Origin of the sequence: Lachnoclostridium sp. An169 (assembly GCF_002160525.1) — a bacterium.
In the GTDB taxonomy this organism is placed as follows: Bacteria; Bacillota; Clostridia; order Lachnospirales; family Lachnospiraceae; genus Mediterraneibacter; species Mediterraneibacter cottocaccae.
Window position 1 is genome coordinate 38,933 of record NZ_NFKT01000022.1, and the last position, 11,645, is coordinate 50,577.

Annotated in this window: 8 protein-coding genes; 2 read left to right on the forward strand and 6 right to left on the reverse strand. The window is 49.3% G+C overall.

What is annotated here, in order from left to right; translation table 11 throughout:
* Nucleotide 1 precedes the first annotated feature (1 nt).
* On the reverse strand, nucleotides 2-1,354 hold the full coding sequence (locus B5F07_RS14735) for an endo-1,4-beta-xylanase (RefSeq protein ID WP_162613143.1): 1,353 nt from the start codon (nucleotides 1,352-1,354) through the stop codon (nucleotides 2-4).
* A 349-nt stretch (nucleotides 1,355-1,703) separates the two neighbouring features.
* On the opposite strand from B5F07_RS14735, the gene B5F07_RS14740 reads away from it, so the two are divergent.
* The gene (locus tag B5F07_RS14740; RefSeq protein ID WP_087162049.1) at nucleotides 1,704-4,088 is read left to right on the forward strand and encodes a helix-turn-helix transcriptional regulator; all 2,385 of its coding nucleotides are present in this window, start codon (nucleotides 1,704-1,706) and stop codon (nucleotides 4,086-4,088) included.
* Between the two features lie 110 nt (nucleotides 4,089-4,198).
* Here the strand turns inward: B5F07_RS14740 and B5F07_RS14745 are convergent, their stop codons facing one another.
* The 4 genes from B5F07_RS14745 to B5F07_RS14760 form a co-directional block, all read right to left on the reverse strand.
* Nucleotides 4,199-5,776: an ABC transporter substrate-binding protein gene (locus B5F07_RS14745; protein ID WP_162613144.1), complete on the reverse strand. Its 1,578-nt coding sequence runs from the start codon at nucleotides 5,774-5,776 to the stop codon at nucleotides 4,199-4,201.
* 72 nt (nucleotides 5,777-5,848) lie between these two features.
* Nucleotides 5,849-6,742 carry a carbohydrate ABC transporter permease gene (locus B5F07_RS14750; protein WP_087162051.1) on the reverse strand — a complete coding sequence of 298 codons (894 nt, stop codon included), beginning with the start codon at nucleotides 6,740-6,742 and terminating at the stop codon, nucleotides 5,849-5,851.
* Between the two features lie 11 nt (nucleotides 6,743-6,753).
* Complete coding sequence (locus B5F07_RS14755) at nucleotides 6,754-7,743, reverse strand: ABC transporter permease (protein ID WP_204248853.1); 990 nt, start codon at nucleotides 7,741-7,743, stop codon at nucleotides 6,754-6,756.
* Entirely contained in the window at nucleotides 7,736-8,971 is a 1,236-nt protein-coding gene (locus B5F07_RS14760; protein WP_204248854.1) for a Gfo/Idh/MocA family protein, read from the reverse strand. The genes B5F07_RS14755 and B5F07_RS14760 overlap by 8 nt, the downstream gene beginning before the upstream one ends.
* Nucleotides 8,972-9,408: 437 nt before the next feature.
* Here B5F07_RS14760 and B5F07_RS14765 point away from each other — a divergent pair, with 437 nt between their 5' ends.
* Nucleotides 9,409-10,461 carry a sigma-70 family RNA polymerase sigma factor gene (locus B5F07_RS14765; protein WP_087162053.1) on the forward strand — a complete coding sequence of 351 codons (1,053 nt, stop codon included), beginning with the start codon at nucleotides 9,409-9,411 and terminating at the stop codon, nucleotides 10,459-10,461.
* Nucleotides 10,462-10,551: 90 nt separating this feature from the next.
* On the opposite strand, the gene B5F07_RS14770 is transcribed toward B5F07_RS14765, so the two are convergent.
* Nucleotides 10,552-11,604 (reverse strand): uroporphyrinogen decarboxylase family protein, encoded by a 1,053-nt coding sequence (locus B5F07_RS14770; protein ID WP_087162054.1) that lies wholly within the window; start codon nucleotides 11,602-11,604, stop codon nucleotides 10,552-10,554.
* Between the last annotated feature and the right edge of the window lie 41 nt (nucleotides 11,605-11,645).

Consider the following 11,645-nt stretch of genomic DNA (forward strand, 5'->3'; position numbering starts at 1 on the left):
TCTATTCTGCACAAATCACATACTCCCTGTGCTCACTGTTCATCTCTGCCCCGTACTTCCGGACAGCCAGTGCTTTCTCATCTTCCCCGCTCTGCCGGGCAGCAAACTCCACCTCATACTCTCCGTCAAATCCGCCAAACCCACAGCATCCGTCCGCGTCTGTCTCCAGAACCGCCTCCGTCTTCCAGGTCCCCCGGATCAGCTTTCTCAGCCGTTCATAGGCAGGCTTCGGCGAAAGATCCGGGCGGATCAGGCCGCCCTCCGTCTCATTCCACGTATAGGTGTCGCAGAGATCCCAGTAGGTACACTCTTTTACCGCCGGATGGGCGAAGGCGAGTTTGTACATACGCACGAGGAAATCCGCCTGCGTCTCCTCTGTGATGGGCTGTCCGGCCCGGTACTCCTCCACGTTCGCGATGCCCAGCTGACCCGCAGTAGTCGGGTCCACATCCCACGGGGAATAAGCCCCCGGGCGCTGTGCAGATGACGCCCCGATCTCGGTAAACCTCACGCCCCTGTGGTAGCGCTCTTCCAGTGCCCCGAAATGTTCCCACATGCTCTTATAAAACGATACCGCACTGCTGTCGTAGAGTTCAAAATATCCCCGGATTCCCAGATCATCCACTCGCCCGCCGAACAGCCCGGCATTCCGGATCCCCTTCTCATAGAAATCCGGATCAATGGTATGTCCGCCGTTGTCCACAATGGATGCATGGGGCGCCAGATCACTGACCCACCGGTACACCAGTCCCTCATTTACCCGGAGATTTCCCGCCTTCTGGATCTCGTCATAGGCTTCGTTTACCGGATGCCAGCAGGAAATACGGTCACGGTAACGCTCCACGGTCTCACATACATGTGCTTCCAGGGCTTTCCGCGCCTCTTCCTCCGTGCATTTCCCAATCCACTGCGGGGAGACGTCATCCCGCGGATAGAGCAGGGCATGGGCAGTGATCCGCTGCCCCAGTGCTTCCGCTCTCTGAATCATCCGCTCCATGGGGCCGTACCCGCCGCACTCCCGGTCGAAAGTATGGATCCCCCGCTCCGGTTCCAGCACCCGCCATCCCCACCAGAGGGTTACAGCATTGAAAAGCGCTCCGATCCTTTCCCAGTAGCGCTCTGCCCCGGGCCCCTCCCCGCACGCCAGATGATTCGTCATACTGATATGTCCGTTGGGGCACACGCCGAATGTAAACTCATGGTTTCTGTGTACTGCCCGCAGTCTCACGCCCCGGCATGGCTTCCCGTATGCATTGAGGACGCGGATGCGGAAACCGTGTACTCTGTTTTTCTGTATTTCCCTGTCCAGCTCCTCTTCCATTTCTTCCGCTGACCGTATCCGGTTCCATTCCATAATATACTGCCTCCTGAATAATATACTGCCGCCCGGGCAGCTCTTTCTTCTTACCATCGTAATGAACTGTCCGCTCTCCGACAACTACGAAATTTAACGCTTACTCTGAAAATTAACTCTCATTTTTCCGGATGCCTTTTCCGAAAAACCCTTTGTTATCAAAGAATACGGGAAAACTCAGGGGAGGTGTAAAAAAATATGACTTTCCATCCGCTCGAAGAATCGCTTGAAAACAAAGATATTCCATCCTATAATAAAAAGACGGACATTCGCCGCAGCATGAGACGGACTTCCATACATACAGCAACGATACATCAAAATAAATCTACCTGAAAGGATTGAGGGGCCTATGACTCTGGGGGAAAAATTACACTTTGACTTTAAAGGAATTAAACAGAATGCAGCGGAGGAGAGAAGCTTCTTCTCGACACTGTCAATCTCATTTCTGATCGTGTCGATCATTTCCTCTGTCCTCCTGACCACTCTATTGGCAGCAGTCTTTATCCGTTCCATGACGCAGTCGGTCCGGAATAACACCCAGCAGCTTCTGTCACAGACCAACTATGCCATTGAGAAGATCAATGAGGACGCGAACCGTCTGGAAGGATTTCTCTTTACCAATAACGGCATCATGTCATACCTCTCCCTGCCCGAGCCCAGCGTCAGCGGTATCGTACAGGCGCAGCTGGAGGTAAACAAGATGCTTATTACCATGCCCTATGTTCAGAGCGTGTATCTGTACAATGCCCGAATTGACAATATGTACTGCTCCGATACCGGACATCAGGTGCCTCTTGACTCTGTCAAAGACCAGGAAATGTTCGCGCGTCTGGAGGATCCTTCTTTTGCCGAATCCTATGATGGAAGGCCGCTCCCGGGCCAGTTGGATGAGAGTACGGAGGCGGCGGAAGTGATTACCTATTACTACTTCATCGGCTCCGGCGCCGTCGATAACCGGCAAAGCGCCATTATCGTAAACTTCGACATCTCCGTGCTGATTGATCCCATCAGTTCCATCCGGAATCTGTCCTTTGATTCCGCTTCCAATTTCATTCTTCTGGACAGCAGCGACACATTCCTCACCGGAGTTCTGAACCTGGACATCAGTGACGAAAAGGGTTGGGCCGAAGAGGCGTTGAAGACGGCAGATTCTCCGGATTTCTATGTCTCCGTTGACGGGAAGACTTACCTGAAAACAGGCACGGATAATAACTCCTACGGGTGGACGCTGCTGAACTTCACTCCGTTGAGTTCCATCTTCCAGAATTATCTCTTCATTATGCTGATGTGCCTGCTTGTCATGATCCTGGTTCTGATCATCAGCTGGTTCATCTGCCGCCGTTTTGCAAAGCAGCTCAATCAGCCCCTTGAAGCGCTGTCGCACATCGTAAAGGGAAAAAACCCGAAGGATAACCGGACTTTCGAAACGAAAGAGTTTCGCACGATCATGGAGACTGTAACCTCACTGTATGAGAACAACGAACAGCTCCGCTCCCTGCAGCACAAGAGCCGTTACTCGCTGATCCAGTCCACTTTAAACGATCTTATAACTGATCACCATTTAGCGCCCCCCCAACAGGTCCATCAGGATCTTGAATATCTGGGGCTGACCTATCTCGAAACCGGAAAACTCTGCATGACTGTGTTCAAGATGGACAATTACCGTCAGGTTCTGTCTTCCCATTCTTCTGATGAGATGTGGGCGCTGCGTTTTTCCGTGGTGAATATCGTGGAGGAACTGGGATCAGCTTCCTTTACCTGCAGTGCATTCAGCCATGACGACGATAAATTTATCCTGCTGACGGCCTGTCCGCCCGATGACGATCTGGTGGCATTTGAGAATCATCTCCTGGAACTGTTTAAAACCGTACAGGAAAATATTTCCAAATATCTGCACTTTACCATGACCGCAGCTTACAGTCCGGTATTCCAGGGGACGGAGCAGCTTCCCATGTACTACCGGCGCACGGCTGACGCCCTGCACCTGAAGATGCGCTACGGGCACGAAGCGGTGATCGATCCGTACCAGAGCGACGAGATACAGCCGGAAGTATTCCAGTTTTCAGCGAAATACTTCTCCCAGCTCTGCGATCAGCTTGCTGCAGGACAGTTTGAAGCTGCCTGGGAAGTTTATGAAAAGCTTACGGACCACCTGTTCGAGGCAGACTATAATGATATCACCGCCACAGTCGTCCGCCTGGCTCACGGCGTCTACGAGCGTCTCTCCGAGAAGTACCCCATGCTCCAGGAGCCGCTCATGAACAGTATGAAACTTGTCATCGCCGGTCTGGAGGATGCAGAAGTCCGGGAAGATATTGATAATCTCTCAAAGAATTTCTTCCGGAAAGCCTGTGAGGAAATTCAGCAGATCAAAGAGAACCCGGCACAGCAGAAAGCTCCGCTTCTTGTTGCCCGCATTATCGAGATCATCGAGGAGGAATACGCCGATCCCACCCTCTGCCTTGCGGGTATCGCGGAGAAGATCGGCCTGTCATCCAACTACACGGGGCACATTTTCAAGCAGCACACGCAGAAGTCGGTGGCCCAGTATCTGCTGGATGTACGCATGGATAAAGTCGCATACTACATACAGAACACAAACCTGCCCCTGACTAAAATTCTGGAAAAAGTGGGACTGGAAAAGAACAATTATTTCTATACAAGATTTAAGAACTATTTCGGAATGTCGCTGGGTGACTACCGGCAGAAATTCCAGGCGAAAGGGAATGAATAATACAGCATGTTGAAAAACCGGGACCGGTGCATCTTCTGTGCGCCGGTCCCGGTTTTTATATCCGTTTTATTTATCTGTCTTATATACGTTTTCTATGCGCTTTTTACAGCTTATTTGGAAGCGTTCCATGCGTCGAGCTGTGCCTGCTTCTCAGCGATGATCTTGTCAACGCCTGCGCTCTGGAGTCTCTCAAGGAACTGCGGAACCATTGTCTCCGGATCAACAGAACCTGTTACAAGAGATTTCTGCATTTCTTTTACAACAGATGTAACGTTTGCAATCTCGGTCTGTACGTTGGAAGGATCAAATACGAATCCGCTCAGCGGTGAAGCCTCTGCCTCCTGGTCTCCTTCATATACGATCTTATACATTTCCTCTGACTGTTTGCCTCTTTCGTTCTTCGGCTGAGGTGTACGGCTGAAATCTCCGTCTGCGTCATAGGACTGTCCGATCATATAATCGTTGTAGTTGATGAAGTAACCTCCATCTGTATAAACAAGATTTCCGGCATCATCCCAACTGTAATCCACACCCTCTTCGCCGTAGCAGAGCAGCTTGTACAGGTCATCATCCGTGTTCAGCAGTTCCATAAGTTCTACACACTTCTCAATGTTCTCTGACTCAGCATTGATTGCAACTGCAGCCGTCGGGCCTGCACCAGCCGGCATAATCAGATCTGTAAGGCTGACTTCCACTGCCGGAGCCTGGGTGATATCAGTCACCATACTCATACCTTTGTCTACCGGGAAGTCCACGTCATCCGGCCATCCGAGCGCCACTTCACAGAGGAATCTTGCTGCCTGACGGTCTGCGGATGAGTCGATTATAGTAGCTGCATCTGGCTGAATATATCCTGCCTCATACCATCTGCGCATCATCTTGCAGTATTCCATGAACTCATCAGTTGCATACTGGTTGAATACAGTTGTCGGGTCGTCGAAATTAATCCAGCCTACGCTGCCCTCTACACTGTCGCCCACATACTCGCAGTTGAAGAACTGTGCCGCCTGTGCCTGGGAGAACAGGTTTGATCCGTTCTGCGCTTCCCAGCCGATCATGTCCGGATGAGCAGCCATAGCCGGAGCCAGGTACTCTGTCTCAATTTTGTTCAGCGCGTCAAAGATCTCCATACCTTTGAGGGACTGCCAGTCGAATCCCACTTCCTCTGCAATATCCTTGCGGAGACGTAAGCCGATCTTCTTGGAAGAACCAAACAGCTGGTAGTTTACGATACCATAGATCTTGCCGTCTACCTTCATGCCTTCCCAGAGAGACTCGGGAATTGTGGAATATGTCTCCGGTGCCAGCTTCGGAAGCAGGTCTGTCAGGTCTGCGAATGCACCGTCCTGTGCATTTCCGAAATAGTCTCCCAGCCAGTTGGATGTAAACGCCATATCCCAGTCGTCTCCGGTGTCAATCATCAGCTGGATTGCCTGGTAGTCGGAAGCTGTGGAGTTCAGGTTCAGGTGTACACCGATCTCTTTTTCCGTCACCTCATTGACCTTTTCCATAATCCTGTCCTGATCATTAATAGTACCTGCCGGAACATAGAAATTCACTTCTACGACATCGCTGCCCTCTCCTTCCTTCTCCGTTCCGCCGCCGGATCCACCGCTGTTTCCACAGCCTGCCAGAAGGCCTGCTGCCATAGTCCCTGCCAGAAGCACGGCTACAATACGTTTCCTCATAATGTTTTCCTCCTTTATTTGGAATTTGAATTTATTTATCAACATCTGTGCTGCAGATGTCTGATACAACAGTTACTCCTTAACCGCTCCCATTGTCAGACCCTTGTTAAAGTATTTCTGAAGGAACGGATACAGGAAGATAATCGGTCCGATGGCGAGGATACAGGTCGCCATACGGATACTCTCGGACGGCAGGTTCGCCAGTGCCATGGACATTCCTTCCGTCCTGGTGGCGTTTGCCATAACCGTCTGGATGTTAGTCAGCATCGACTGCAGCAGATACTGCAGATTATATAACTTCTGGTCTGTGATGTACAGATTACATGTCATCCAGTCATTCCAGAAGGCAATTGCCGTGAACAGTCCCAGGGATGCCAGGGACGGTTTGGACAGCGGCAGGACGATCTTGAAGAACGTCCGGATCTCTCCCGATCCGTCAATTCTAGCCGACTCGATCAGCGATTCCGGGATGCTGCGCAGGAATTTTCTCATGATCAGCACGTTTGTCGGCGAGATCAGAGACCCCACAAAGAGCACCCAGATCGTATTCTTTAAATTCAGAGTCTGGCTCATCAGGATGTAGCTTGCCACCAGACCGCCGTTAAACAGGCATGGGATGTACACCAACAGGGAGAGAAAGAACCTTCCCTTTACTTCCGGTCTCGTCAGCGCATAAGCTGTCATGGCTGTAAACAGCAGCTGAAGAAACGTTCCCACTACCGTGACGAAAATAGTGATCCCATAGGCCCGGAAAATCGTGTTGGATGCGGAAAATGCATACCGGTAAGCCTCGATGCTGAACACCTTCGGGATCAGGTGATACCCGTCGGCCACCAGGGAACTCTCCGCTGTCAGAGAGATTCCGAGCACCAGCAGAAGCGGCACCACACACACCAGCGACAGTAAGATAAATACAATATGTACGGATATGTCAAATACTCCGATTTTATGTTTTCTTCCTTCCATTTCTATCCCTCCTAGAGCATTGAACTATCCGGATCAATTCGATGGATGATACGGTCAGTTACAAGTACAAGCACAAATCCGACAACTGACTGGTATAAACTTGCCGCGGCAGACATTCCGTAGTCATTAAGTGTACGCAGTGCGCGATACACATAGGAGTCGATAACGTCTGTAGTCGGGTAGAGCATACCGGAGTTGTTGGTGGCTGTGATGAATCCCTGCCAGTCTCCTGCTCCACCTTTGAAGATGTTACCGATTGCCAGAAGCGTCAGGATCACGAACGTCGGTTTCAGCAGCGGCAGCGTGATATGTTTGATCTTCTGCCAGCGGCTCGCTCCGTCCAGTTCCGCCGCCTCATAGTAATCTGTGTTGATTCCGGAGATCGCCGCCACGTAGAGCACCGAGTTATATCCGAATCCTTTCCACAGATAGATCAGAGGCATAATGAATCTCCAGTAAGAGGGCTCCATATAGAAGTTAATGTCCATTCCGAATACGGAACTTAAGATTCCGCGTCCCGGATTCATCAGAGCATACATGATATACTGTACAATAACCCATGAAATAAATGTGGGGAGAAGAATCGCCCCTTTGTAGATTGATGCGCTTACCTTGCCCCGGATCTCATTTAAAAGGACAGCCACCGTAATGGCAAGAACCGGACCCAATACAAGCTGAATCACATTGTAAAAAATCGTGTTGAATGTAACTCTGCCTGCCACATCGGATACAAAGAAGAATTCGAAGTTCTTCCAGATCGGATTCATCCAGTCACTTCCGAAGATTCCGTCTTTCCAGTTATAATCCTTAAATGCTACCAGGATACCCGGAAGAGGCAGGTAGCAGAAGATCGCCAGGCAGATGAACCCCGGGAGCATCAGCCCGTAGAAAGGAAGCTGCCGTTTGATCACGATTTTCGTCCGGGTCCTTTTCCGTTTCTTTTCCTCGGGCGTCATCTCCGACCATTTCTTTTTCTTTGCTACAGCCGTACTCTTACTCACGGTCAGCTCCTCCTTTCACTTTTCTGTATTCCATCTGCTCGGAAGCCTCTTTCGCTGCCAGGCAGGTCTGGGCGCTTATAATTCCTGCTCGAAGAGGAGCGATGGACTCGCTTACCTTGCCCCGGATCAGATCCACAAAGTTCTGCATCAGCACCTGGTCTCCGCCGCCGTGTCCATTGGCAGGTGTATGAAATTCCATGGTCGTCACCGCATCGCTCATATGGTCGTATACGTGGATCTCGTCTTTGATAAAGTCATATTCCAGTGTCCCCTTATACCCGTAGATCCTTCCGCCTCTTCTCGCTGCCTTCTTTCTCGCGAAGAAGTTCTGGGAGTAGATGGCGTGCATTCCGGATTCGTAGCGGACGATCATGCTTCCGCTGTCCTCATTCCCCGTATCTACCGCGAAACAGCAGTAGTCGCTTCTCGGTGTGTCGCTGCGGACTTTTTCTATATTATAGGTACTTTCCATACAGGTCTCGGTTCTGTCGCACTCGCTGCACCGCAGCCCCGCCGGCATATCTCCCTTGAAGATCTGTTTGGACTTCATGGCACATACCATTTCCGGATCCTCGCCGCACAGGTAATTGATCACATCGATATCGTGGGTTGCCTTCTGCAGGAACAGACCGTGTGCCACCGACTCGTCTCTGTACCAGTCATGGAAATACACAAATCCATATCCCACATCGTTGAATGCCTGTACGTGATCCACCTTTCCGATAGTTCCCGCCTCCACGATCTTCTTCGCCGTCTGGATCATCTTCGTTGTCCGGAGCGGGAAGGATACGACAACCGGGGCATGCGGTTTGCTGTCACATTCCTTTAAGAGCTCCAGATCTTCATGACAGATACCCACCGGTTTCTCTAAAAATAATGGAAGATTCTTCTCCATCACCATCTTTGCGAAATGTGCATGGGTGTTGCAGTTGGTTCCCACCATCACACCGTCCAGTTCTTCCTTCTCCAGCATCTCCTCTGCTGTTTCATAGAAATGAATCTGATCCGGATTCATCGGGCACTTTCTCAGCAACCCGTCGATCTTGTCGATCTCAAATCTATGCATCTCCTCCGCTGTTCCGTTTTTCAGCATCAGCTCTCTTACTCTGGCAGGGTTCTTATCCGCAACGGCTGTCACTTCCACATCTACCGGAAGAGCTCTCATCTGATCCATAAGCATGTCGATTCGAACACCGTAACCGATTACTCCGATACAAATCTTTTTCACCTTGTTTTCCTTCTTTCTATCTTTTACATCTCTGCAGGACCCACTGTCCTTGTCTGTAGCCATATTATCTGTCCGGCATTTGTTTTTTTCAACAAAGATTACCTTTTGTCACTCTGACTTTTTCGGAAAAATGCTCTCTAAAATTTAACACTCACACTAAAAAATGATGAAAATCTGTGTTTCTCGGGGTGAAAATACTGAGAAAACGGCTCCTGAAAACGGTAGGGACTGCCGATCCTGTCTGTTCCTGGCTGCTTTGCTGTCCTGAATATTTTCCAAAAACTTTCCAAAAATATTTCATAAAACGAACTGTACTTCATTTTAGAAAACATTTTCCCAATTTAGAGAAATTTTATTGAATTCCAGACTATGCATAAATAAATCAACCACTTGTAACCGAGAAAAACATTCGCTATAATGAAGAAAGGAAAAAGCCTATGAAAAATGAGCTTGCCGGAGATCTCACTCTAGCGAAAGGCAAGATCCAATACGATACATACTGCAAGCGGATTCTGGCAAACAAGATCATCCTTGCCTGGATCATGAAATACGTGACCGAAGAATTTAAAGACATGGAGATCAGCCAGATCCGAAAATGCATTGGAGAAGACGTGGAGATATCTGAGGTAAACGTTCTCCCCGGACGGACCAATACACAGACCGGTGCAGCAAATATGTCAGATGTATCAGCCGGAACAAACTCCACTCTGCCGGAAGCAGAGAAAGTCAGCGGAGATTCTCAGGAAGATTCCGTCCCCGGGGAAGGAGAGCTCTACTATGATATCCGTTTCTCTGTATATTATGCACAGAAAAAGCGACGGATCAAGATGCTCATCAATGTAGAAGCCCAGAAAGATTTCCATCCCGGGTATTCACTCATAACCAGGGGAATATTCTATGGCGTCCGGATGATCTCCGCTCAAAAAGGAACGGAATTTACCGGGACGGACTATGATAGTATTCACAAAGTATATACTATCTGGATTTGTATGAACGCTCCGGATTATATCGGAAATGCCATATCAGATTATAAGATCTGCAAAGACGACTTAAGCCCGGGCATTCCAGAGCAGAAGTCAGAATACGACAAACTGACCGTAGTTATGATCTGTCTGAATCCCAAGTCGGAAAACGGCAACCGGCTGACAAAAATGCTGAATATTCTCTTGTCTCCAGTGATGAAAGCAGAATCAAAGATCAGGCTGTTGGAATACGAATTTGATATACCGATGGAAAATAAAATGGGAGAGGAGTTGAATCAGATGTGCAATTTAAGCGATTATGTAGAAGAAATGGGAATAAAAAAAGGAATTGAACGTGGAATTGAGCAGGGCAGAGCGCAAGGAATTGAGCAGGGCAGAGAACAGCTTCTTACCCAACTGATCATGAAAAAATATTTTAAGGGCAAGTCAACTGCAGAGATTGCGGATGAATTGGAGGAAGATGAGGAAACGATCCGGAATATTCTAAAGAAAACTGTAAATAATTAATTCTCTATTTTCCTGCACAGACGGACCGGGATGGCTACCAAGCCACTCCCGGTCCTGTATCTTCTCCTGCACCATTGAAAACGCTTGTCTCTACTTGAAATCTCCCCGGATCTCCCGCACGATCCTGATCATCGTCAGATAATTCTCCGCAGGCACATAATCCGGAATCGAATTTCCCGTTCCGAAGGCGAATCCGCCGTGTCCTTTGCACTTTGCGATCACGTCGGCAATATATTCCCGCATTTCCGGCTCTGCATATCCGCAAACTACATCCACATCGATACCGCCGAAATTGCCGATCCGATCACCATATTTTTCCACCCATACCGGAAACGGCGCGATCTGATCTTCATTGGAATGTTTCGCGTCAATTCCCACTTTATCGATCAGATCGTCCATCACATCGAAGATCTTCCCGCAGGAATGGAGCAGAAACGGTTTTCCATAGCTGTGCACCAGATCGACAATAGGCTTGTACTGGGGAAGGATCAGTTCTCTTGTATCCATCGGTGAAAGAAGAGTACTGCTCTTATATCCCAGATCATCGCCAAACCGCAGCACACAGTATGCGTTGCCAAACTCCTTCATGAAACGTTTCCAGATCCCGAGATTATTCTCTCCGACTTTGCGGAACAGCTCATGATACAGATCCTCATCGTCTGCGGAGATGTAGCAGAGTCCCTCATATCCTGTCAGATTCTGTACACCTTCGAAGATCCCGTTTCCTACTCCGCCGACCGCTTTCATTCCTTCCGGCATTTCATCGCGAAGCGCGGCAAAATATTTTGAATAGGTGTTAAAATAGATCTCCGGTATCTCCTCCCACGGATATTTCCGGAAATCCTCTTCCTCCTGGATCGCCGGAGTGACCCGGCTGTCTCCAAGTGCGCCTCCTCCCGGCATAATATCATTGATACAGCACTCAAACGGCACGATATCATAACCGTGATCTTTAAAGAAATTGCAGTACAACCGGAAAAATTCGTGAATATCCCTGTCGTCTCCCCGGTAAAGTGCCGTCATATCCTTTCCGATGATCTCTCCGATCTTGTCAAACGACACGATATGCTCATAGAGCGGGATCCGCTCCACTTCTTTGTTCTGCGCACATGCCACCACGTTTCTGTAATCCGGTTCAAACATATTTTATCTCTCCTCTCTTTCTTCTGCCCGGTCTGTCACAG

Excerpts from the sequence above, each read along its gene's own strand:
- B5F07_RS14735 (WP_162613143.1), bottom strand. The coding sequence starts at position 1,354 with ATGGAATGGAACCGGATACGGTCAGCGGAAGAAATGGAAGAGGAGCTG.
- B5F07_RS14750 (WP_087162051.1), bottom strand. The coding sequence starts at position 6,742 with ATGGAAGGAAGAAAACATAAAATCGGAGTATTTGACATATCCGTACAT.
- B5F07_RS14745 (WP_162613144.1), bottom strand. The coding sequence starts at position 5,776 with ATGAGGAAACGTATTGTAGCCGTGCTTCTGGCAGGGACTATGGCAGCA.
- B5F07_RS14770 (WP_087162054.1), bottom strand. The coding sequence starts at position 11,604 with ATGTTTGAACCGGATTACAGAAACGTGGTGGCATGTGCGCAGAACAAA.
- B5F07_RS14740 (WP_087162049.1), top strand. The coding sequence starts at position 1,704 with ATGACTCTGGGGGAAAAATTACACTTTGACTTTAAAGGAATTAAACAG.
- B5F07_RS14765 (WP_087162053.1), top strand. The coding sequence starts at position 9,409 with ATGAAAAATGAGCTTGCCGGAGATCTCACTCTAGCGAAAGGCAAGATC.